This is a genomic window from Hoeflea marina (assembly GCF_003182275.1).
GTDB classification, from domain to species: Bacteria; Pseudomonadota; Alphaproteobacteria; order Rhizobiales; family Rhizobiaceae; genus Hoeflea; species Hoeflea marina.
Genome location: NZ_QGTR01000001.1, coordinates 1361798 through 1384924 on the forward strand (window position 1 = coordinate 1361798; position 23127 = coordinate 1384924).

The following is a 23127-nucleotide window of genomic DNA, read 5'->3' on the forward strand; positions in this document are numbered from 1 at the left end:
GAAACATGGGCGCGTGCTGGTGGCCAGCCGCTCTGACGTCATTTAACCGAAATTAACTCGCCAGACCGGCACTGGCACGGCTTGCTGATCATATCAAATTTGCACGCCGGAGAACGGATAAATGTCCCTGCTCACCCACGGCAATCAAAAATATGGGTCCAGCACCCTGGTCGGTGATGTTGCCGAGTGGAATGCATTGCGTGTCGAACAACGGCATATTGGACCTGGAAGGCAGAACTGCGTCGGGCGGAATTGCACAGAACTCGTCTATATCCTGTCTGGCCAGGCAAGGGTCCGGCGCACGGGTGATGGGCACACGCAGCAAGGCATGGCGCGCCCGGGAACAAGTTGGCTGGTTCCGGTCGCAACTCAAGAGACCCTGCTCGAACTCGACGGATCGGTCGAATGCCTCGTGATCTTCCTTCCGGCAAGGCTCTTGGAAGACAGCACGCTGGCAGACTACGGAATAGACCCCGCCGCCACGCAACTTGCCTATGCGGGAGGCTTCGTCGATCCGGCTCTGGTGCGGATCGGCACCGCCCTGCATGGCCTGATCGGAGGTGGTAAGGGCCCTGTCGAGCGCATCTACGCGGATGGACTGCGTACCGCGCTTGCCGCTCACCTCATCGACAACTACACGGTCGGCCGGTGGCGGGAGCCATCTCGCGCGCCTTCGCTTGATCCCCAGAAACTGCAACGCGTGCTCGAATTCATCGAGTCCCGACTGGGAGAGGACATCTCGCTTGAAGACCTTGCGGGACAGGCCTGCCTCAGCGCCTTCCATTTTTCCCGTCTGTTTCATGAGGCGACCGGCATGCCGCCGCATCGCTACGTCGTCGGGAGACGCATCGAGGCTGCGCGGAAGATGCTGGCGTCGAGAAGGTCGACGCTCGCCGAGATCGCCCTCGAAGCAGGCTTTGGATCGCAGGCCAATTTCTCCCGCACCTTCCGAAAACTGACCGGACTGACGCCGGGCCAGTACCGCGACCTGTCTGCGACGGCATGCTGTCATGGGCGCCGCACATGAACAGCAATATTTGCCGCTACGTCGGCAATATTTCGAAATACCGACCTCTCCCGTCATTCTAAAAACAGGCAGTGATCTTGAAGGGATCGGTTCGACCGGGAGCATTGATGTGAACGCGTCTTCTATTCGGAATGCTGCATTGGGCGTGGGTGGCCTCCTGGTTGCAACAGCCACCTATTTCTGTTTCTGGCCGGTGCCGGCGGAACCCGTATCATGGGTGGTCCAGCCACCGCCCGGTTATGTTGGTGCCCACGCACCGAACAGCCTGCTGTCCGACTTGCGCAAGATCGACATAGGTGCGGAGCATGGCCCGGAGCACATGGCCATCGGCCCCGACGGTAAGCTGTATGCGGCCATGACCAGCGGCAACCTGGTGCGTATGGATCTTGATGGCGCAAACCAGCAGCTTTTCGCCAATACGAGAGGGCGGGTTCTCGGTTTTGCCTTCGATGCCGCGGGCCGGATGATCGTCGCCGACGCGATGAAAGGACTTCTTGCCATCAGCCCGGATGGAAGCGTGATCCTTCTGACGGACCGCCTCGGTGCGGACGATCCGATCGCCTACGCCAATTCCGTTGTGACGGCCCCGGACGGCCGCATCTATTTCACCCAATCCTCGACGCGTTTCGGTCCGGCTGACTGGGGCGGCACATACGAGGCGAGCGTGCTGGATATCATGGAGCAGTCCGCGACTGGCCGGGTTCTGGCTTTCGATCCGGTGAGCCGGGAGACACGGATCGTGGCGCGCGGACTGTCGTTTGCCAACGGCATCGCACTGTCGGCCGACGGCCGGAGCCTGTTCGTCAACGAAACCGGCCGGTATCGGATCTGGAAGATCGACAGCGATGCCAACGCGGTCGATGTGCAAAATGGCTCGCCCAAGGCCCGCATATTGCTCGACAATCTGCCCGGCTATCCGGACAACCTGATGCGCGGCCGCGAGGGGCGCATATGGGTGGGTCTTTTCAGGCCGCGCAGTCCGGTCGCAGACGGGCTTGCCGGGCGACCCTTTCTTCGAAAGATGCTGCTGCGCCTGCCGCGCTCCGTCCTGTCGACAGGCGCACCCTACGGCCACGTGTTCGCCATGGACGAGGACGGCACCGTAACGCGAGACCTGCAGGATCCCGAAGGGGACTATCCCGGAACGACCGGGGCCACCGAAACCGCGGATCGGCTCTATATCCACAGCCTTCATGCCACCGCGATTGGATGGAAGCCGCTGTAAACGCAGACTGATCGGCTGCCTTTCTCAGCCGAATCCCGAGCACCGCGACGACTTGCCCATCTGAACAACTTGACCTCAACACATGCTGCTGCAGCCGCAGCTGCCATCAAACCGCAAAGGAGAACCCCATGTCCGTGAAAACCGTCATAGCCGCAGCCGCGATCGGGACGGCAGGAATCATGACCACCGCTTTTGCCGCCGATGCCCCCTCCGTCGTGCTTGTGCACGGTGCCTGGGCCAACGGATCGAGCTGGGCGCAGGTTGTGCCGCTCCTGCAGGCGAAGGGGCTCAACGTCGTGGCCGTCCACAATCCGCTGTCGTCCTTCGAGGCGGATGTCACCGCGACCCGTCGCGTGATCGATGACCAGCCGGGGGACGTCATCCTTGTCGGACATTCCTATGGCGGTGCCGTGATCACGGAAGCCGGCAATAGCGAGAAGGTGCGGGCGCTGGTCTATGTGGCGGCATTCGCACCGTCAGAGGGCCAGTCCATCAACGCCATCGTACGTCAGGCCCCGGAGCCACCGGCATGGCAGAAGGAAATCCATGCCGACGCGACCGGGGTCCTGACATGGTCTGCGGACGGAATGGCACACTACTTCGCCCCCGACATTTCGCCCGCCGCGGCGGCACTGCTGGCCGCCACCCAGGCACCGCTGTCGGCAGCGGCTTTCGACGGCGTGGTGACGTCAGCCGCTTTCACGCAAAAGCCAAGCTGGTTCGTCATTTCCGACAATGACCAGATCATCCCGCCAGGCCTGCAGCAGGTCTTTGCCGAGACCATGAAGGCGACGACGGTTCATGTCGCCTCCAGTCACGTGCCGATGCTGTCCCAGCCTCAGGCCGTGGCGGATACCATTGTCGCAGCGGTCGAAGGGACGGAGTGATGGGACACGGCGGCCGGCGATGCGCACAGAGGTGGACACCGGCCGCATTGCCCGCACCTCGGGCCACCCTCGTATGCTCCGGAGCCGAAATCGCTCTCAACCCAACAGAAATATCGGCAAAGAGCATTTTTATTCAAACTGTTAGATGTCGCAGATGGTAGCGGCGAGTCCACCATCCGCCGGATCGATATCACGTGGAGAACATCATGAAAAACGCCAGTCAGACCGAAAGACAGCTTGGGCTCCGCATTCATGCAATCGTCTTCGTACCCAGCATCATTGTGCTCGTCATCGTGAACCTCTTCACCGGAGCGCCCTATTGGGTCCTCTGGGTGCTGCTGGGCTGGGGCATTGGGCTCCTCGCTCACTGGTTGTCTGTTCGCCACCAGCAGGCGGGCAAGCCCGAAACTCCCTGACCTGCTGGCCCGCGGCATACCGCTGGCGAAAGCATGGCGTGGCGATCCCGGCCCGTGACCCAATTTCCAAGACACCGGAGATGAACATGACCGTTTCAAATGGTGCCGCAATCGTCAAAGCCGCCAGGACGATGGCCGAAGACAAGCTCTGTTCTGGCAGCGATTCCGTGCGGCGGTCAGGATCGGGACGGTTGACCCTGCTGACACTGGCCTTGGGAACGTTCTGCATCGGCACCACCGAATTTGCCAGCATGGGCATCATCCAGCTTTTTGCGGGGAGCCTCGGTGTCGATCTGGCGACGGCGACGCATGCGATAACCGCCTATGCGATCGGTGTCGTGATCGGCGCCCCGATCCTGACGATAGCCGCGGCAAGGCTGAACCGGCGCACGCTCCTTCTTCTGCTCATCAGCGTGTTCGTCGCAGGTAATGTCCTTTCCGCGATCGCGGACAGTCTGGCGTTTTTCATCGCGGCACGGTTTGTCAGCGGATTGCCGCAAGGCGCCTATTTCGGTGCCGGCGCCGTGGTTGCGTCCTATGTGGTGGGCCCGGGTCGCTCCGGCCAGGCGTTTGCGATTGTCATGACCGGGCTCACCATTGCCACCATCATCGGATCGCCGCTCGCCACGTTCCTGGGCCAGAACGTCGGCTGGCGGCAGACCTATCTCTGCATCGCCGCCCTTGGCCTCGTGTCATTGGTCTCGCTGTCGCTTTTCGTTCCTCGGACATCCGCGCTCGATGGCGCCTCGATTGCCCATGAGTTGAGCGGCTTGTCCAAGGGGCGGGTCTGGTTGATGATGGCGGTCGCCGCACTCGGAATCTCCAGCATCTTCGCCGTCTATACCTTCATCGCGCCGTTCGTGACCGATCTCGTTCTGCTTTGTCCGGAAATGATCCCGCCAGCTTTGGCTATCTTCGGCGTGGGAATGACGGTTGGCAATCTATACGGCGGCCGGCTTGCCGACAGGCATCCTTCCCTCGGCATCACCGCTGGCTACGGATGCACCCTCCTGGTGCTTGTTCTCCTGGCCCTTCGGGGTGCCAATCCCTGGGTGTTTTTCCCGGCGATGTTCGGGGTCGGGGCGACGATGATGGTGGCCATCCCCACCATCCAGGTGAGACTGACGGCTCTGGCGCCAGAATCCGCAACGCTGATGGGCGCTATGAACCTCGCTTCTCTGAACGTGGCCAACGCGCTTGGCGCATGGGCCGGCGGCATCACGATCGGTGCGGGCCTCGGCCTTCTATCGACGGTATGGGCTGGCTTCGTCATGACCTCGGCGGGGCTGATCCTGTTCATCCTTGCAATGTCCGCAGGTCGCAAAGGGGCAGCAGGACGATGACCGGTCATCGCCGGATGCAGGCGCGCGCCTGCAGCCCGAGAGTGTTGAACTTGGGAGGAACCATGAGACCCAGGTTATATTGCACATGATGTCCAGTATTGATGGGCGGATCAACAAGCTCGGCTGGCCGTTCTCGGCGGACTGTGAAGGTGCCGACGAGGCGCTGTACCGCGCCTTGCGCAGCGATGTGTGGCTGGTCGGTCGCGTCACTATTGCGGGATTTTCAGTCGGCAAAGTGCTTCGGATGTCTGCGACAGGATCTCCCCCCAGACCTGGAAGGCAGCGGCGGCAGGATGGCAAGAAGTGGCTTTCCATACAACACGGATGCGGTGGAGGCCAGACCGTCGAGGGACCGGGGCCAGCCGGCGCAGGCCTGCCCGATTGCTTCTGCCCCCGGCCTGGTCCCTGTGCCGCCGTTACGCGGATCCTGTCTTTTCCTGGAAGGACAGTTCCAGGCCCGGGCGCGGCCAGTCGATCGCCACCAGCTTGCCGGGGCCGCCCAGCGTGACAAAGGCCGTGCGCATCCCGGGTCCGCCAAAGCAGATATTGGTTGTCAGCGGAGCGCCGAGCGACACCTCCTCGACAAGCTTGCCGTCGGGGGAAATGACAATGATCGCGCCCTTCGATGGCGAGGCCACGCAGACATTGCCGGCGAAATCGACCGCGAGGCTGTCGAGCAAGGTGTAGTCGGAAGTGCCGTAAAGCAGGGTCCCGCCATGTCCGGGGAACGCCTCGCCCGAGGGTTTGATGCGTCCCGGAGCTTCGAGTTCAAATTGCCATATCCGACCGGAGAAGGTTTCGGAGACGTAGAGCGTCTTCTGGTCGGGAGAGAGCCCGATGCCGTTCGGGCAATCCATCGGAAACGCCGTTTCCTGGATCGTCGATCCGTCACAACTTGCGTAAAAGAGACCGGCGCGATCACGGTCCCTCGCCCGCACGCGGCCATGGTCGGTGAACCAGAATCCGCCGGCATCGTCGAATACGATATCGTTGGGCGCGCAGATCTTGATGTCACCGGCGTGGCTGTAGAGCAGCTCGACTTCGCCGGTCGACAGATCGACCCTGTCGATCGATCCACCGACATAGCTTTCCGAGACCATGAGGGGGATTGTCAGCCCATCCGCCTCGATCCAGTCGAAGCAGCCGCCGTTGTTGCAGACATAGAGCTTGCCGTCCGGACCGATTGCGCTGCCATTCGGTCCGCCCCTGATCTCGGCGAGGACTCGAACCGTCCCGTCAGCCTCGACCTTCGTTACCTTTCCGCCCGCCAGTTCGACCAGCACCACGCCGCCGTCGGCAAGAGCCACAGGCCCCTCCGGAAACTTGAGGCCGCTCGCCATTTCACGAATGTTCGTCATTCCGGTCCCCTCCCGATGCAGTATCACTTCGTCCATCAGATTGTCGCGCACCGCGCCATCCGTGCGGTGCGGCCTGAGACCCTCCCGGTCCTCCGATGGCACTAAAAAACATCAGATTTTCAAGGCACTGTCAACAGATGACAATGGTTTCACCAGACGAAACCGAATGGTCTTCAGCGGTCGCGGTGCCGGCTCGCCAGCACCACCGACGCTCGCATCGACCTTGGCGGAGAACGTCAGACTTGCCGAAAGACTGAATCCGTACCGCTTTCACGATCAGCCTGGATGCAACTGCATGCCTTCGGGATAGGAGGTCCAACGGAGCGTGGCAGCTTCGGTTCCGGCGCCCGACCGGGGTGCCCGGGTGCGACCCCGAGGGGGGTCTGCGTCATCTGCCGATGGCGGCCGGCTCGCACGCACAAGCAACCGCCCCGCAGACCACATGGTGCGGGCATCTGGGCACCTGTGGTGTCCTGTCGCACCCGGAACCAATCCCGGCAGTGATTGTTACGCTTTGTAACAGTCGCAACGACGACTGTGACATTCACAATCACAGAAAGGTTCGACCGATGGCTCACCCTCATAAACGGTCTGCCGCCCGGATTCTCGGCCTGCAGGTCCATTCCGTTCTGGCCCAGTTTCCCGTCGTCTGCTTCACGCTCGCGCTTCTGACCGACATAGCCTATTGGCAGACGGCCAATCTGATGTGGCAGAACTTTTCCGCCTGGCTGCTGTTCGCCGGCCTGGTCGTCGGCGTCCTGGCCGCGGTTGCAGGCATCGTGGATCTCTTCATCCGGCGCACCGGCACCGACCATCGCCCCCACTGGGCGCACGCGGTCGGCAGCCTCATCGTGCTGGTTCTCGCCTTCTTCAACAGTCTCGTGCATGCCGGTGACGGCTGGACCGCCGTCGTGCCGTGGGGTCTGACCCTTTCGCTCGTCACCGTCATCGTCATGATCATCACCGATTTCTACGGACGCCTGGCTTCTGATCGCCAGCAGGTCGTCGAAGTCCGGCAAGTGGGAGTCAACACCTATGAATAGACACCTTACCCTCCGCCACGCCGCCGTCCTCGCTGCCGGCTGTGTCCTTATGGCCGTCCCCGCGGGGGCCGCAGGCTCGGGATCCGACTTCGACATCAGCCAGCAGATCGGTCCTGATCCCGTACTGCCCGACCCGGACCCGGCGCTTGTCGCCAACATGAAGGTGGCCAAGGTCATCGGCTGGAACGACGGCATGATGCCGAAAGTCGCCGACGGCCTGACCATCACCCCCTATGCCACGGATCTCGCCAATCCCCGCACCGTCCACACGCTGCCCAATGGCGACGTGCTGGTGGTGCAGTCGCGCGGTCCCGGCGTTGAGCCGGTGTCGCGGCCGAAGGACGTGATCCGCGGCTGGATCATGTCGATTGCCCATGGCAGCGGCGACGGCGAGCCGAAGGAGAGCAATCTCATCACCCTCTTGCGCGATACCAACCGCGACGGCAAGGTGGATGAAAGCCATGACCTCATCACCGGCCTCAACTCGCCCTTCGGCGTGGCCTGGATCGACGACACCCTCTATGTCGCCGCCACCGATGCGATCCTCGCCTACCCCTACAAGCTCGGCGACACCGAGATCACCGGGGAACCCAGGGAGCTGTCGCCGCTGCCGGGCGGGCCGATCGACCATCACTGGACCAAGGACCTGGCGCTGAGCCCGGACGGCACCAAGCTCTACGCCGGGGTGGGCTCCAACTCCAACATCGTGGAGAACGGTCTTGAGGCCGAAAAGGGCCGTGCCGCGATCTGGGAAATCGATCGCAAGACCGGCGCGAGCCGCATCTTCGCCTCCGGCCTGCGCAACCCGAACGGCCTCACCTTCAACCGTGACACCGGTGAATTGTGGGCGGTGATCAACGAGCGTGACGAGCTGGGCCCGAACCTGGTCCCCGACTACATGACCTCGGTCAAGGATGGCGCCTTCTACGGCTGGCCGTGGAGCTATTACGGCGACCATGTCGATCAACGGGTCAAGCCGCCCCGGCCCGACATGGTGGAAAAGGCGATTGCGCCCGACTACGCGCTGTCGAGCCACGTGGCGCCGCTGGGGATGACCTTTTCGGCGAATTCCGCGCTGCCCGAGGCCTACCGAAACGGCGCATTTGTCGGCGAGCACGGCAGCTGGAACCGTGATTTCTACAACGGCTACAAGGTCGTCTACATACCGTTCAAGGATGGCAAGCCCGACGGCAAGGCCCAGGATGTCGTCACCGGCTTCATTGACGGCGACAACGCCCATGGCCGCCCGGTCGGCGTCGGCATCGATGGCACCGGCGCGCTGCTGATCGCCGACGATGCCGGCAATACCGTATGGCGCGTCGCTGCCTCGGACGGCTCGGTCTCGCCGAACCCTATCGGCACCGACCAGTTCCCGACGGCGTCGATCACTTCGGCAACCCAGCCCGACAGCGCCGCCCAGCCCGGCAACGCGACAACGCCCGCACCGGCGATGCAACCTGCCGCCACGCAGCCGGATGCGGCAAGCGGCGCAGGCACGGGAAGCGCAGACGAGAAGATCACCGGCCAGCAGCCGGCGCCTGCCGGATCGGCCGCGGACACAACTCCAGGCTCGTCGCAGACCCAGGCATCGCCGGCGGTGCTTCCGCCAGCCGGCGGCTCGGCTCCCGCCACCGTCAACTGACAAGGAGAGCCCGGGTAAGGACCCGGCTTGTCTCAAGCGCCCCACGCGCCGCCCCATTGAATTGAGGCGGCGCGTTTTCCGGTCCGGTGTCATCTGATGGTTTGCTATTTTGATCCGGATCAATGCGTTGCGCGCTGCCCTGGGGGATAAGGTGGCATGACAACAGCCTCAAAATCCGGTGATGCCGCCGCGGTAACGGAAGCCGCCAAGACAGTTGGACCTGTGCCAGACGCCGCTCGCGCCCGGGGCCGGGTCAACGCGGTGCGCGGCGCCGTGGTCGATGTCCGCTTTGATGACGCCGAATTGCCGCCGATCAACACCGCTCTCGTCGTCGAATGGGACCGCCCCGAACCGCTGCTGCTCGAAGTCCACAGCCATCTCGACCTCACCACGCTGCGCGCCGTCGCCTTCCAGGCCACTGCCGGGCTCTCCCGCGGCGTGGCGGTGCGATCCACGGGTGGCCCGTTGGCGGTCCCCGTCGGCGAGGCCGTGCTCGGCCGGCTGCTCGATGTGACCGGCAATGTCCGTGATCTGGGGCCTGCCCTCCCCGATGACGTGCCGCGCCGCTCGATCCACGCCCTGCCGCCAACACTGAAGACGCAGAATTCCGCTACCGAGGTGTTCGAGACCGGCATCAAGGTGATCGACCTGCTGACACCGCTGGCCCAGGGTGGCAAGGCGGCGATGTTCGGCGGCGCCGGCGTCGGCAAGACGGTGCTGGTGATGGAACTCATCAACGCAATGGTCGAGAAATATCAGGGCATCTCGGTGTTTGCCGGTATCGGCGAGCGCTCCCGCGAAGGCCACGATTTGCTCACCGAGATGAAATCCTCCGTTGTGCTCAAACGCACCGTGCTGGTCTACGGCCAGATGAACGAGCCTCCCGGCGCCCGCTGGCGCGCGCCTTTGACCGCGCTCACCATCTCTGAATATTTCCGCGACCAGAAGCACCAGAACGTGCTGTTGCTGATGGACAATGTGTTCCGCTTCGTCCAGGCCGGCAGCGAGGTCTCGAGCCTGCTCGGACGGCTGCCATCGCGGGTCGGCTACCAGCCGACGCTGGCCACCGAAGTGGCGCAGCTCGAGGAGCGCATCGCCTCGGTCGCAGGCGCCGCGGTCACCTCGATCCAGGCCGTCTACGTGCCCGCCGATGATTTCACCGATCCGGCGGTGACCACCATTTCCAGTCACATGGACTGCGTCATCGTGCTTTCCCGGCAACTCGCCTCGGAGGGCTTCTATCCGGCCATCGATCCGCTGGCCTCGTCCTCGATGCTGCTTGATCCGCTGGTCATCGGCCAGGAGCACTACGACATCGCCGAGGAAGTGCGCGAGACGCTCGCCCGCTTCAAAGATCTTCAGGACATCATCTCGCTGCTGGGAGTGGAGGAACTGGGTGTCGCCGACCGCAACATCGTCAAGCGCGCCCGTCGCCTGCAGCGATTTCTCAGCCAGCCCTTCCAGGTCACCGAGGCCTTCACCGGCACGCCGGGCGTCAGCGTCGCGCGCGCCGACACGCTGGCCGGCTGCCGCGCCATTCTCGATGGCGAAGCCGACGACTGGGCCGAAAGCTCGCTCTACATGATCGGCAAGTTTGATGACGCCCGCGCCAAGGAAAAGGCGGCGGCGGACGGCGGGGCCAGCCCATGAGACTGAAGATCGTCACGCCGCTTTCCATCGTCGTCGACGAGGAGATCAAGAGCTTGAAGGCCGAGGACCTCAGCGGCAGCTTCGGCGTGCTGCCGGGCCATGCCGAATTTCTCACGTCGCTGGCGATTTCCGTGGTCAGCTGGAGCGACGCTTCGGGCAGCCAGCGCTTCTGCGCCGTGCGCGGCGGGGTGCTCACGGTGACCGGCGGCCAGGCCATCGCGGTGGCGACGCGGGAAGCGGTGACCGGCGACGATCTCGCGACACTGGACCAGACGGTGCTCGCGCGCTTCCGCGACGAAATCGAGGAGGAGCGCAGCGAGCATGTCGAATCGACGCGGCTGCAGCTCAACGCGGTGCGCAACCTCGTCAGCCGCCTGCATCCCCGCCATGGCCATGGCATGATGTCATGAGCGGCGAGAATTCCGGCCCCGAAGACAAGGATCCGCTCGTCCGCGAGGTGCGGCTGCGCAGGGAGCGCCGCGAGACCTGGCTGCGCGAGGGCGACATGTCGATCGGCCGCCGCCTGGCGCAGATCGGCGTGCTCGGCTGGATCATCGTCGCCCCGATGCTCGGCGGCCTGTATGCCGGCCGCTGGCTCGACCGGCATTTTTCCTCCGGCCTGTTCTGGAGCGCGGCACTGCTGATGGTCGGCCTCGTGCTCGGCGGCTGGTTTGCCCGCAAATGGATCGACAGCGCATGACCCATCTTGGCCTCCCGACCATTCCCGTCCTTCTGAGCTGGATCGCCTGGCTGGCGCTCGGCGTCTCGCTCGGCGGCTTCTATTTTCACATGCTCCGCGTCAGCGTCGACCTGCTGGTCGGCGGCAGCTCGACGCTCAGGGCGGTGCTCTTTATCTTGGGTCGCTTCGGGCTCGCCGGTGCCGGCCTGGCGCTGGCAAGCTTCGCCGGAGCAGTGCCGCTGCTGCTGATGGCAGCAGGCCTTTTCGCCGGCCGCCAGCTGGTGATGCGGCGCGAGGCGCGCACGTCATGATGAGCTCCCCGCTGCAATCCACGCCGCTGTTCATGATCGGCCCGGTGCCGGTGACGGACGCCGTGCTCGTGACCTGGGTCATCATGGCCGTGCTGGTGCTCGGGGCATGGCTGATGTCGCGACGGTTGTCGCTGAGGCCCTCGGCCCGGCAGGCCGCGCTGGAGCTGCTGGTCGATACCGTCGACGGCCAGATCCGCGCCACCACCGGCGCCTCGCCCGAACCGTTCCGAGCCTTCATCGGCACGCTGTTCATCTATATCCTGATTGCCAACTGGTCATCGCTGATCCCGGGCGTCGAGGCGCCGACGGCGCAGCTCGAGACCGACGCCGGCCTCGCCGTGCTGGTGTTCCTGTCGGTGATCTGGTTCGGCACGCGCGGCCTCGGGCTCGCCGGCTATCTGCGCTCGTTTGCCGCCCCCAACCCGGTGATGATCCCGCTCAACATTCTCGAAAGCATCACCCGCACCTTCTCGATGTTCGTCCGCCTGTTCGGCAATGTCATGAGCGGCGGCTTCGTCATCGCCATCGTCGCCTCGCTCGCGGGCCTCTTCGTGCCGATCCCGCTGATGGCGCTCGAACTGCTCACCGGCCTGGTGCAGGCCTACATCTTCGCCATTCTCGCCATCGTCTTCATCGCCGCCACTGTCGAGGACGGCAAGCCGGCCAAGGGCGAACCGACCGCCGACACTCCCGACCAAAGGACATGACCATGGACTATCTCCCCCTCGCCTCCATCATCTGCGCCGCCTTCGCCGTCTCCTTCGGCGCGCTCGGCCCGGCGCTCGCCGAAGGCCGCGCCGTCGCCGCCGCGATGGATGCCATCGCCCGCCAGCCGGAGGCCGCCAACACCATCTCGCGCACCCTCTTCGTCGGCCTCGCCATGATCGAGACCACGGCGATCTATTGCCTGGTGATCGCGCTGCTGCTGCTGTTCGCAAACCCCTTGCTGGCTTGAACCGATGAAACTTGATTGGTGGACCCTCGGCCTCCAGGCCGTCAACGTCCTGATCCTCGTCTGGCTGCTGCAGCGCTTCTTCTGGCGTCCTGTCGCAGCCATGATCGCCACACGCAAGGATGCGGCGCAAGCCATGCTGGCCGACGCCAAATCATCTCAGGACAAGGCCGCGGCAGCCCTTGCCGAGATCGAGCAGACGCGCGCAGGCTTCGCCGCCGAGCGCGAAAAGATACTTGCCGATGCCCGCGACGCAGCCGATGCGGCCGGCGAAGCGGCCATGAACGACGCGCGCGCCAAGGCCGACAAGTTGCGCAAGGCCGCCGAAGCCCGGCTCGCCGCCGACAAGGTCGCGGCCGAAAAGCAGATGGCGGATCAGGCTGCGAGCCTCGCCGTCGACATTGCCGAAAAGCTCGCCGGCAGGCTCAAGGGCCCGGAGATCTCGGCAGCCTTTCTAAGCTGGCTGACGGACGCCATCAAGGCGATGCCGGACGACGAGAAGACTGCGGCGCTCGCCGATGGCAAGGGCCTCAGGCTGGTCAGTGCCGAGGCGCTCACTGCGGCGCAGAAGACCCGGGCCAACGCGGCGGTCGCCGAGGCCCTCGGCGGCAAGCCGGCCCTGAGCTTCGATACCGACGCGGCGCTGATCGCCGGCCTCGAGCTGCGCGGTGCGCACTTTACCCTCCGCAACAGCTGGCAGGCCGATCTCGCCCGCATCAGGGAAGACCTCCACCATGGCGGATGACAGCACAGCCTGGCTCGACAAGGCCAGAAAGCAGGTCGGGTCGAGCGATCTCGGACCGGTGTCGGAGCAGACCGGCCGGGTCGAGGAAATCAGCGACGGCGTCGCCATGATCTCCGGCCTGCGCAATGTCCGGCTCGACGAGCTGCTGCGCTTCGAAAAGGGCCAGTTCGGTTTTGCCCAGGTGCTTGACGCCGACGAGATCGGCTGCGTGCTGCTCGACGCCGACACCGACATAGAGGCCGGCGACACGGTGCGCGGCACCGGCGACGTGGTCCGCGTTCCCGTCGGCGAGGCGCTGCTTGGCCGCGTCGTCGATCCGCTCGGCCGTCCCCTCGATGGCAAGGGACCGGTCGAAAACTCGGAGATGATGCCTATCGAGCGCGCCGCGCCCTCGATCATCGATCGCGACCTGGTGACCGAACCGGTGCAGACCGGCCTCTTGGTGGTCGATGCGCTGTTCGCGCTCGGACGCGGCCAGCGCGAGCTGATCATCGGCGACCATTCGACCGGCAAGACAACCCTCGCGGTCGACGCCATCATCAGCCAGAAGCACTCCGACATCATCTGCATCTACATCGCCGTCGGCCAGAAGACCTCGAGCGTCCGCCGCGCCATCGATGCGCTTCAAGCCGGCGCCGCCTTCGACCGCTGCATCGTCATGGTGGCGGGCTCGGCGAGCTCCCCCGGCCTGCAATGGATCGCCCCCTATGCCGGCTTCACCATGGCCGAATACTTTCGCGACAAGGGCCAGCATGTGCTGGTGGTCATCGACGATCTGTCCAAGCATGCCGCCACCCATCGCGAGATCGCGCTTCTGACCCGCCAGTCGCCCGGACGCGAAGCCTATCCCGGCGATGTCTTCTACATCCACGCGCGGCTGCTCGAACGCGCCGCCAAGATGTCGAAGGCCCATGGCGGCGGCTCGCTCACCGCGCTGCCGATCGCCGAGACCGACGCCGGCAATCTGTCGGCCTATATCCCCACCAACCTGATCTCGATCACCGACGGCCAGATCGTGCTCGATTCGAAACTCTTCCACGAGGGCCAGAAGCCGGCGGTCGATGTCGGGCTATCCGTCAGCCGCGTCGGCGGCAAGACCCAGGCGCCGATCCTGCGCGACGCCGCCAAGTCGCTGCGGCTCGATTATGCCCAGTTCCTGGAAATGGAGATGTTCACCCGCTTCGGCGGCATGCCCGACGACCGGGTGCGCCAGCAACTGACCCGCGGCACCCGCATTCGCGCCATCCTCAGGCAGGGTCAGCATGTGCCGATGCGGCTTGTCGATGAGGTGGCGCTGGTGCTCGCCGTTCAATCGGGGCTGCTCGACACGATTTCCCCCGAGGCCGTTGCGGGTTTCCGCGAAAAACTGCCGCAGGCGCTCGACACCGACGCCAAACCTGCCGTCGACGCCATCGCCATATCTGCCACCATGGATGACGCCCAGAAGGACATGCTGATGGCTGCCATCAAGGGCCTGGCCCTGTCACTGGCGCCACCCGCGAAGCCTGCAAAGGCTGCACCATGACCGAACGGCTGGCCGATGTCACCGCGCGGATCGACGGCATCAAGCAGCTGGACGCGGTCGTCAACGCCATGACCGGCATGGCCGCCGTCCGCGCCCGCGTCGCCCGCGAGCAGATCGGCGCCGTCGACAGCTATGCCGCCTCCATCGCCGCCGCCGTCGGCAGGGTGCTGGCACTGGCGCCCGACCCGGCACCCGAGGCCCAGGCGCCCACGGGTTTGGCGCTGCTGGTCTTCACAGCAGAACAGGGCTTTGCCGGCGCCTTCAGCGAGCGGGTTCTCGACAGCATCGAGAGCGACACGGCTTCCGCCGAAGTGCTGCTTGTCGGCACCAGGGGCAAGACCATCGCCGCCGCGCGCGGCATCACGCCTTCCTGGAGCGCCGGCATGCCGTCGCATTCCCCCGGCATCCCGAAATTTGCCGATCGCATCCTGCACGAGGTCCGCAAGCTCATCGGCAGCGGCCGCATCGGCCGGCTTGACGCTGTCTACACCGACTGGATCTCGGGCGCGGCCACGGTCAAGCGCCTGCAATTGTTCCCGGTCGACCTGCCGGTGACAAATGCCGACCCGGGCACCGCCCCGCTGATGAACCTGCCTGCGCGCGACCTGATCGCGGCGCTCGCCGACGACTATTTCCATGCCCGGATCTGCAACATCGCGCTGCATGCCTATGCGGCGGAAAACGAGGCCCGGATGGCGGCGATGGCCGCTGCCCGCAGCCAGATCGAACGCGAGCTCAGTGAAAACCAGGCGCTGGAGCGCCGCGTCCGCCAGGAAGCAATCACTGCGGAGATCATCGAGCTTGCCACCGGCGAGATGGCAGGCCGCTCCCGCCGCAAGCGCTGACACCGGACCGGACCTCATTCGTCAGCCCTGCGCGTGTCCCCACTTTTGCGCACATGGATCCCGCGCGACCCAATGGTTTTGCATCAAACAAAATTCCGCAATTTTGACTTGTATCAAACGGACCGCACGCCTCCTCGGCTAGGATTGGCGCAGACCTGAAACAGGTTCACCGAAAGGTCCTTGCTGCATCTCTGGATGCGCATCGCTCTGCGGATTTGCATGGCAAGCCGCCAATGAATTCTTCAAACGAAGGAATGCGACCATGAGTGTTGCGGATACAATCCCATCCACGGCCACCAAGTCCATCGCCGGCAAGCTCGGCCTCGTGCCGCTTGTGGCGCTCGTCGTAGGCTCGATGATCGGCGGCGGCGTCTTCAGCCTGCCGCAGAACATGGCCAAGGGCGCCTCGCCCGGCGCCGTCATCATCGGCTGGCTGATCACCGGCGTCGGCATGCTGGCGCTGGCTTTCGTCTATCAGGGCCTGTCCACCCGCAAGCCAACACTTGACGCCGGACCCTATGCCTATGCGCGGGCCGGCTTCGGCGATTTCATCGGCTTCAACAGCGCCTGGGGCTACTGGCTCAGCGCCTGGCTCGGCAACGTTTCCTATGTGGTGCTGATTTTCGGCGCCATGTCCTATTTCTACCCGGCCTTCGGCGCCGAGGGCAACACGGTGCAGGCCATCATCGGCGCATCGATCGTGCTCTGGATCACCCACGCGCTCTGCCTGATGGGCGTTCGCCAGGCCGCCATCATCAACGTGGTCACCACCGCAGCCAAGCTGGTGCCGATCGCGCTGTTTGCGGTGCTGGTCTTCATCGCCTTCAACCTTCCCACCTTCACCATCGACCTCTGGGGCACGGCGACGCCGGATCTCGGCTCCATCATGACCCAGGTCAAGAGCACCATGCTGGTCACGCTCTGGGTCTTCATCGGCATCGAGGGCGCGAGTGTCGTCTCCGGCCGCGCCGCCAAGCGCTCCGACATCGGCAAGGCCACCATCATCGGCTTCGTCATCGCGCTCGGCGTCTATCTCTGCGTCTCGCTGCTGTCCTTCGGCATCATGAGCCAGCCGGAACTCGCGGGCCTGCCCGCGGCAGCCTCCATGGCCAATGTGCTTGAAAAGGCCGTCGGCCCCTGGGGTTCTGTGCTGGTCCGCATCGGCCTTGTCATCTCGGTCGCCGGCGCGTTCCTGAGCTGGACGCTGTTTGCAGCCGAAATTCCCTACCGCGCCGCCCGCGAAGGCATGCTGCCAAGCGTCTTTGCCACCGAAAACAACAATGGCTCGCCCGCCGGCGCGCTGTGGATCACCAACATCCTCGTGCAATTGTTCCTGATCGTCACCCTCTACGCCAACTCCACCTATCTGGCGCTCTTCTACATCGCCTCGACCGCCATCCTGGTTCCCTACGTTCTCTCGGGCGCCTATGCCGTCAAGCTGGCACTGAGCGGCGAGGGCTATGCCGCCGGCGAAGGCCGCAACCGCGACATGTTCACCGGCGCATTGGCCACGCTCTACGGCGCCTGGCTGATCTACGCGGCAGGCCCGAACTACCTGCTGATGTGCGCCATCCTCTACGCGGTCGGCGTTCCCGTCTACTGGTGGGCCCGCAACGCCCGCGGCGAGAAGGCCTTCTCCGGTGTCGAAGCCCTGGTGGGCCTCGGCATCCTCATCGCCGCAGCCCTCGCCGGCTACATGATGTGGACCGGCTCGATCAGCGCCCTTTGACCTCTGGAACTCTGGAAACCAAAATGAACACGGAAGCAAAACTCGGCGCCCATTCCGAGACCGGCAAACTGCGGCAGGTCATCGTCTGCCGCCCCGGCCTCGCCCATCGCCGCCTCACGCCCTCCAACTGCCAGGAGATGCTGTTTGACGACGTCTTCTGGGTCAAGCAGGCGCAGAAGGACCACGATGTCTTCGCTTCGCTCATGCGCGGCGAAGGCGTCGAGGTGCTCGACGTCAACGATCTGCTGGCCGAAACGCTGGAAACCGAGGAAGGCCGCGCCTTCGTGCTCGACCACCGCATCAACCCCGACCAGGTCGGCGTCGGCATGATGGAGGAGCTGCGCGCCTGGATGGACGAATTGCCGGGATCCGAACTCGCCGAATTCCTGCTCGGCGGCCTGGCCGAGGACGACCTTCCGTTCAAGCCCGCCGGCCTGTTCGGCTCCTATCTCGGCCATCACGGCTTCATCCTGCCGCCGCTGCCCAACGCGCTGTTTACCCGCGACAATTCCGCCTGGATCTATGACGGCGTCGTGGTCAACCCGATGTACTGGCCGGCGCGCCGCCCGGAGACGCTGCTCAACACCGCGATCTACAAGTTCCACCCGAAATTCGCCGGCAAGACCAACATCCACTGGGGTGACCCGACGAAGGAGCATGGTCTGGCTACACTGGAAGGCGGCGACATCATGCCGGTGGGCAACCGCACCGTGCTCGTCGGCATGGGCGAACGCTCCTCGCCGCAGGCCATCGGCCAGCTCTCCGAGGCGCTGTTTGCCAAGGGCGTCGTTGATCGGGTGCTGGCGTTCCGGATTCCCAAATCCCGTGCCGCCATGCATCTCGACACCGTGTTCACGCTCTGCGGCGGCGATGTCGTGACCACCTTCAAGGAAGTGGCCGACGAGCTCATCTGCTACGACATCCGCCCCGGAGAAGGCGGCGCGCCATTGAGCTTCCGCCACGACCCGCGGCCGATCTTCGACATCGTCGCCGAAGTGCTCGGCTACAAGAAGCTGCAGATCGTGCCCACCGGCGGCAACACCGAGGAAGAGCGCGCCCGCGAACAGTGGAACGACGGCAACAATGTGCTGACGCTGCGCCCCGGCCTGGTGGTCGGCTACGACCGCAACGATGACACCAACGCGGCGCTCAAGGCTGTCGGCATCGAAGTGCTGGCTGTGCCCGGCGCGGAACTCGGCCGCGGACGCGGCGGCGGCCATTGCATGAGCTGCCCCACCATCCGCGACGCAATCTGATTTCAAAGGACGACAGTCATGGCTTTCAATCTGAAGAACCGCAGCCTGCTAACGCTGCGCGATTACACCCCGCGCGAGATCGCCTTCCTGGTCAAGCTCGCGGGCGACCTCAAGACGGCCAAATATGCAGGCACCGAACAGCCCCGCCTCACCGGCAAGGACATTGCGCTGATCTTCGAAAAGGACTCGACCCGCACCCGGGTCGGCTTCGAGGTCGCAGCCTACGACCAGGGCGCCCGCGTCACTTATCTCGGCCCCACCGGCAGCCACATCGGCCACAAGGAATCGGTCAAGGACACCGCCCGCGTGCTGGGCCGCATCTATGACGCCATCGAATATCGCGGCTTCGGCCAGGAGATCGTCGACGAGCTCGCGAGATATTCCGGCGTTCCGGTCTATAACGGGCTCACCAACGAGTTCCACCCGACCCAGATCCTCGCCGATTTCCTTACCATGCAGGAGCATGTCGAAAAGCCGCTGCACAAGGTGGCCTATTGCTTCATCGGCGATGCGGCCAACAACATGGGCGACAGCCTGCTCATCGGCGGCGTCAAGATGGGCATGGATGTGCGCCTCTGCGCGCCCAGGGAATGCTGGCCGACCCAGGCGATCCGCGACGAGGCGCAGGCGATTGCCGACGAGACCGGCGCTCGGATGATGATCACCGACGACATCGATGACGCCGTCCGGGACGTCGATTTCATCTACACTGATGTCTGGGTGTCGATGGGCGAGCCCGAGGAAAAATGGGCCGAGCGCATAAAGCTCCTGATGCCCTACCAGGTCAACGCAGCATTGATGGCGAAGACCGGCAACCCGCGCACCCGCTTCATGCATTGCCTGCCCGCCTTCCACAACACGGAGACGAGCGTCGGCAAGGACATTGAGGCGAAGTTCGGGATCAGCGCCATGGAAGTCACCGAGGAGGTGTTCGAAAGCCCCGCCTCGATCGTCTTCGACCAAGCCGAAAACCGCATGCACTCCATCAAGGCGGTGCTCGTCGCCACGCTGGGCGCCTGAGATGCGCATCGTCGTGGCCCTGGGTGGCAATGCACTGCTCAAGCGCGGTGAACCGATGACGGATGCGGCACAGCGCGCCAATGTCGCTGTCGCCGCCATCGCTCTGGCTGAACTGGCGAAGGACCACCAGATCGTCATCGCCCATGGCAACGGCCCGCAGGTGGGACTGCTGGCGCTGCAGGGGGCGGCCTACGCCCCCGACACGCCATGGCCGCTCGACGTGCTCGGCGCCGAGAGCGAGGGCATGATCGGCTATCTGATCGAGCAGGAACTGATCAACGCGCTCCCCGCCGGCGCCGAATGCGCCACGCTGCTCACCCGGGTCGAGGTTGACGCAGATGACCCGGCATTCAAGCGTCCGACCAAGCCGATCGGCCCGGTCTACACCGAGGAGCAGGCCGATAAGCTTCGCGAGACCCATCCCTGGACGCTGGTCGCCGAAGGCCAGTCGGGCTTCCGCCGGGTCGTTCCCTCGCCCGCTCCCATGCGCATTCTCGGTCTCAAGTCGATCCGCCTGCTGGTCGACAGCGGCATCACCGTCATCTGCGCCGGCGGCGGCGGCATCCCCGTTGTCCGCCGGGCCGACGCCAGCATGCAAGGCATCGAGGCGGTCATCGACAAGGACCGCACCTCCGCCCTGCTTGCCGAGGCGCTCGGCGCCGACGCGCTGCTGATGCTGACAGACGTGGCCTCGGTCTATCGTGCCTGGGGCACGCCGGAACAGGCGGCGATTGACGAGATCACCCCGGCTGAACTCGACGCGATGGATTTCGCCGAAGGTTCCATGGGGCCGAAGGTGGCTGCGGCATCGAGCTTTGTCCTTGGCGGCGGCCGGCTTGCCGGCATCGGCCGGTTGCAGGATGCGCGCGCCATCATCGAGTCCAGGGCGGGCACGCGGATTCGTCCGCCGGGCCGCCAGGATACCTAAGCAGTTGAACCGAAACTGCATTCTCGGCTCTGCGCGACCCATAAGATTTTAGTGGTTTTTTGTTATACCTGATAAAAATATGTGGTATGCTGTTCATCAATGCAGATTGGAATTCTGTGTTTGAATTAGCGCCTCATCCGCACATGGTTGACGGCTAGAATACTTTTAAACTGAAGTTATGGCAGTCATTGGAATGCAGGTTTACGAAGAGAAAGCCTTCGGTTCCGTGTGAACGTCGCGGAATGCACGGATCGCATAGGCATGGCTGAGGCGCGCCATATTGTTCTCGCATCGATTGCCCCGCCCCGCTTGGCAATCGAATACCGCCATGGGCAATCCGCAAGCATCATGGCGCTTGAACTGAGCCAGGCGCCCGCCTGGCGCGGGTGGTGATGGTCGGCCTAGCCGGCTCCCGTCTCCTCCTCAGGGCAGCCAGCCGTACCCCCGGCACCGCAGCTGTCTGTTCAGTGACCTGCCGCGCCTTTCGAGGCGCGGCTTTTTCTTGCGAAGGCGCGCCCGGCTCCCCGGGGTCGGTGCCTTGCTGGATCACCCATCCAGATCGAGATCATAAACCAGAATGCCCTCAACTCCGCCGACAGCCGCGGCCACCAGCCTGGCGCCGGTCGCCTGGTGCCCGGGATCGGCGAGATAGGCGTCGCGCGCCTCGGCCGTATCGAAGTCGACGATGAAGCCGTCGGCATAGCCCTTGTCCATGCCTGTTTCGGGGCTGATGTTGGCGCCGACATGCACCGCGGCGATCCCAGGCAGCGCCTGCCTGAGATCGGCGATCTCGGCGAACAAGCCGTCGCGCGTGGCACGGTCGATGTCCGGCTTGAAGCGGATGAAGACACAGTGGCGGATCATCGGAATCTCCTAGGAAACGGTCGAGCGGCTGCGCGGCCGGGTGTCGTTGCGCTCGTGGGTGAAGATCGCCGACGGCAGCGGCGGCAGGCCGCGGATCATGTCGGCGGCCTTCTCGCCCACCATGATGGTCGGCGCGTTGGTGTTGCAGGATGGCACCCTAGGCATCACCGAGCTGTCGCAGACCCGCAAGCCCTCGAGCCCGTGCACCTTGAGATCGAGCCCGACCACGGCGTCCGGCCCGGTCCCCATCCTGCAGGTGCCGACCGGGTGGTGGTCGGTCTTGGCATTGGCGCAGCCATAGTCGAACAGCTCGTCGTCGCTCATCACAGACGGGCCCGGCAGACGCTCCGCCATCACGTAGGGCTTGAGTGCCGCCTGCTGCATGATCTCGCGCGCCAGCTTCAGCCCCTCGATCGACATCCTGCGGTCATGCGGATCGGACCAGTAGTTCGGGTCGATCAGCGGGGCTGCGGCGGGATCGGCGGAGGCGAGCCGCACCGTGCCGCGCGAGCGCGGATGCAGATAGGCGGAATTGAGCGTCACGCCGGCGTTCCTGAGCCGCGCCACGCCGGCCTCGATGCCGGAGCCGAGACCGAGATGGAACTGGATGTCGGGTGAGCGCGCGTCGGGATCGGCGTACCAGAAGCCGCCGGTCTCGAACAGCGACGACGCCACCGGCCCCGAACGGAACAGCACATATTCGAGCCCCGCCCACAGCGTCCGGTGCAGTTTCGCCACGTTGTCGTAGGTGTGGTCGCCGGTGCATTCGCAGATGACGAACAGGTCGAGATGGTCCTGCAGGTTGGAGCCGACGCCAGCCAGATCGTGCTTCACCACCACCCCGGCTGCCCGCAGGTGATCGGCCGGTCCGATGCCCGACTGCATCAACAGTTTCGGCGAGCCGATGGCGCCGGAGGTGACCAGCACTTCGCGTGTCGCGCGAATGCTCTCGGCACCGCGCGAGGTGACGACCTCGACGCCGGTCGCTCGGTTGCCCGAAAGCAGGACGCGGCTCACCCGCGCCCCGGTCTTCACGGTGAGATTCTTGCGGTCGCGGATCGGCGAGAGATAGCCGAGCGAGGCCGAGGAGCGGCGACGGTTGCGCTGGGTCAATTGGTAGAAGCCGACGCCCGCCTGCTGTCTGCCGTTGAAATCGTGGTTGTAGGGAATGCCGAGTTCCTGGCCGGCGCGGATATAGGCGTCGCAGATCGGCAGCGCCGAGACCGGCATCGAGACGCCGAGCGGGCCGCCATAGGCATGGTAGTCGTCGGCAAAGCGCTGGTTGTCCTCGGCTCGCTTGAAATAGGGCAGCACCGAGCGGTAGTCCCAGCCCTCGCAGCCGTCCTCGCGCGCCCAGAGGTCGTAGTCCGCCGCATTGCCGCGGGTGTAGAGCTGGGCGTTGATGGACGACCCGCCACCGATCACCTTGGCCTGGGTGTAGCGCAGCACCCGGCCCTTCATGTGTTTCTGCGGCACCGTCTCCCAGCCCCAGCTGCCGACGCCCTTGGTCATCTTGGCGAAGCCCGCCGGCATGTGGAACAGCGGATTCCAGTCGCGCCCGCCGGCTTCCAGCAGCAGCACCCGCACGTCGGGGTCTTCGGAGAGCCGGTTGGCCAGCACGCAACCGGCCGGCCCGCCGCCGGTGATGATGTAGTCGTAGTCCATCGTCATGGATACACCGT

At 64.7% G+C, this 23127-nt stretch carries 23 protein-coding genes; 20 read left to right on the plus strand and 3 right to left on the minus strand.

Features of this window, described 5'->3' with window-relative positions:
* Positions 1-121 precede the first annotated feature (121 nt).
* The 5 genes from DFR52_RS06110 (at position 122) to DFR52_RS06130 (ending at position 4898) form a co-directional block, all read left to right on the plus strand.
* Positions 122-1027: a helix-turn-helix domain-containing protein gene (locus tag DFR52_RS06110; protein WP_110030957.1), complete on the plus strand. Its 906-nt coding sequence runs from the start codon at positions 122-124 to the stop codon at positions 1025-1027.
* The gene (locus tag DFR52_RS06115) at positions 1011-2252 is read left to right on the plus strand and encodes an SMP-30/gluconolactonase/LRE family protein (protein ID WP_110030958.1); all 1242 of its coding nucleotides are present in this window, start codon (positions 1011-1013) and stop codon (positions 2250-2252) included. The genes DFR52_RS06110 and DFR52_RS06115 overlap by 17 nt, the downstream gene beginning before the upstream one ends.
* Before the next feature lie 128 nt (positions 2253-2380).
* Entirely contained in the window at positions 2381-3139 is a 759-nt protein-coding gene (locus DFR52_RS06120; protein WP_110030959.1) for an alpha/beta fold hydrolase, read from the plus strand.
* Positions 3140-3345: 206 nt separating this feature from the next.
* Positions 3346-3555, plus strand: a complete 210-nt coding sequence (locus tag DFR52_RS06125; RefSeq protein WP_110030960.1) for a 2TM domain-containing protein — start codon at positions 3346-3348, stop codon at positions 3553-3555.
* A gap of 131 nt (positions 3556-3686) precedes the next feature.
* The gene (locus tag DFR52_RS06130; RefSeq protein ID WP_245415231.1) at positions 3687-4898 is read left to right on the plus strand and encodes an MFS transporter; all 1212 of its coding nucleotides are present in this window, start codon (positions 3687-3689) and stop codon (positions 4896-4898) included.
* 416 nt (positions 4899-5314) lie between these two features.
* Here the strand turns inward: DFR52_RS06130 and DFR52_RS06135 are convergent, their stop codons facing one another.
* On the minus strand, positions 5315-6256 hold the full coding sequence (locus tag DFR52_RS06135; RefSeq protein WP_210205769.1) for an SMP-30/gluconolactonase/LRE family protein: 942 nt from the start codon (positions 6254-6256) through the stop codon (positions 5315-5317).
* A 569-nt stretch (positions 6257-6825) separates the two neighbouring features.
* On the opposite strand from DFR52_RS06135, the gene DFR52_RS06140 reads away from it, so the two are divergent.
* From DFR52_RS06140 to arcC, 15 genes are all read left to right on the plus strand, one after another.
* Positions 6826-7299, plus strand: coding sequence for a DUF2231 domain-containing protein (locus DFR52_RS06140; RefSeq protein WP_110030962.1), 474 nt, complete (start codon positions 6826-6828; stop codon positions 7297-7299).
* Positions 7292-8941, plus strand: a complete 1650-nt coding sequence (locus tag DFR52_RS06145; RefSeq protein WP_110030963.1) for a PQQ-dependent sugar dehydrogenase — start codon at positions 7292-7294, stop codon at positions 8939-8941. Before DFR52_RS06140 ends, DFR52_RS06145 begins: the two co-directional genes overlap by 8 nt.
* A 156-nt stretch (positions 8942-9097) precedes the next feature.
* Positions 9098-10591 (plus strand): F0F1 ATP synthase subunit beta, encoded by a 1494-nt coding sequence (gene atpD / locus DFR52_RS06150; RefSeq protein WP_110030964.1) that lies wholly within the window; start codon positions 9098-9100, stop codon positions 10589-10591.
* Positions 10588-11001, plus strand: a complete 414-nt coding sequence (locus tag DFR52_RS06155) for a F0F1 ATP synthase subunit epsilon (protein WP_110030965.1) — start codon at positions 10588-10590, stop codon at positions 10999-11001. Before atpD ends, DFR52_RS06155 begins: the two co-directional genes overlap by 4 nt.
* A complete protein-coding gene (locus tag DFR52_RS06160; protein WP_110030966.1) occupies positions 10998-11291 on the plus strand; it encodes an AtpZ/AtpI family protein in 294 nt (97 codons plus the stop codon). Before DFR52_RS06155 ends, DFR52_RS06160 begins: the two co-directional genes overlap by 4 nt.
* On the plus strand, positions 11288-11581 hold the full coding sequence (locus DFR52_RS06165) for an N-ATPase subunit AtpR (RefSeq protein ID WP_158284872.1): 294 nt from the start codon (positions 11288-11290) through the stop codon (positions 11579-11581). The genes DFR52_RS06160 and DFR52_RS06165 overlap by 4 nt, the downstream gene beginning before the upstream one ends.
* Positions 11581-12288, plus strand: a complete 708-nt coding sequence (locus tag DFR52_RS06170) for a F0F1 ATP synthase subunit A (protein ID WP_110031161.1) — start codon at positions 11581-11583, stop codon at positions 12286-12288. The genes DFR52_RS06165 and DFR52_RS06170 overlap by 1 nt, the downstream gene beginning before the upstream one ends.
* A 2-nt stretch (positions 12289-12290) precedes the next feature.
* Entirely contained in the window at positions 12291-12536 is a 246-nt protein-coding gene (locus DFR52_RS06175; protein ID WP_110030968.1) for a F0F1 ATP synthase subunit C, read from the plus strand.
* Positions 12537-12540: 4 nt separating this feature from the next.
* Positions 12541-13278 carry a F0F1 ATP synthase subunit B gene (locus DFR52_RS06180; protein ID WP_110030969.1) on the plus strand — a complete coding sequence of 246 codons (738 nt, stop codon included), beginning with the start codon at positions 12541-12543 and terminating at the stop codon, positions 13276-13278.
* Positions 13268-14803, plus strand: a complete 1536-nt coding sequence (locus DFR52_RS06185; protein ID WP_110030970.1) for a F0F1 ATP synthase subunit alpha — start codon at positions 13268-13270, stop codon at positions 14801-14803. The genes DFR52_RS06180 and DFR52_RS06185 overlap by 11 nt, the downstream gene beginning before the upstream one ends.
* Positions 14800-15648, plus strand: a complete 849-nt coding sequence (locus DFR52_RS06190; protein WP_110030971.1) for a F0F1 ATP synthase subunit gamma — start codon at positions 14800-14802, stop codon at positions 15646-15648. Before DFR52_RS06185 ends, DFR52_RS06190 begins: the two co-directional genes overlap by 4 nt.
* 262 nt (positions 15649-15910) lie before the next feature.
* Positions 15911-17377: an arginine-ornithine antiporter gene (gene arcD, locus DFR52_RS06195; RefSeq protein ID WP_110030972.1), complete on the plus strand. Its 1467-nt coding sequence runs from the start codon at positions 15911-15913 to the stop codon at positions 17375-17377.
* A gap of 23 nt (positions 17378-17400) precedes the next feature.
* The gene (locus DFR52_RS06200) at positions 17401-18633 is read left to right on the plus strand and encodes an arginine deiminase (protein WP_110030973.1); all 1233 of its coding nucleotides are present in this window, start codon (positions 17401-17403) and stop codon (positions 18631-18633) included.
* 18 nt (positions 18634-18651) lie between these two features.
* On the plus strand, positions 18652-19653 hold the full coding sequence (locus tag DFR52_RS06205) for an ornithine carbamoyltransferase (RefSeq protein WP_110030974.1): 1002 nt from the start codon (positions 18652-18654) through the stop codon (positions 19651-19653).
* 1 nt (position 19654) lies between these two features.
* A complete protein-coding gene (arcC, locus tag DFR52_RS06210) occupies positions 19655-20581 on the plus strand; it encodes a carbamate kinase (protein ID WP_110030975.1) in 927 nt (308 codons plus the stop codon).
* Positions 20582-21127: 546 nt separating this feature from the next.
* Here arcC and DFR52_RS06215 read toward each other — a convergent pair.
* Positions 21128-21445 (minus strand): Dabb family protein, encoded by a 318-nt coding sequence (locus DFR52_RS06215; protein ID WP_110030976.1) that lies wholly within the window; start codon positions 21443-21445, stop codon positions 21128-21130.
* Positions 21446-21454: 9 nt separating this feature from the next.
* The gene (locus DFR52_RS06220) at positions 21455-23110 is read right to left on the minus strand and encodes a GMC family oxidoreductase (protein WP_110031162.1); all 1656 of its coding nucleotides are present in this window, start codon (positions 23108-23110) and stop codon (positions 21455-21457) included.
* Between the last annotated feature and the right edge of the window lie 17 nt (positions 23111-23127).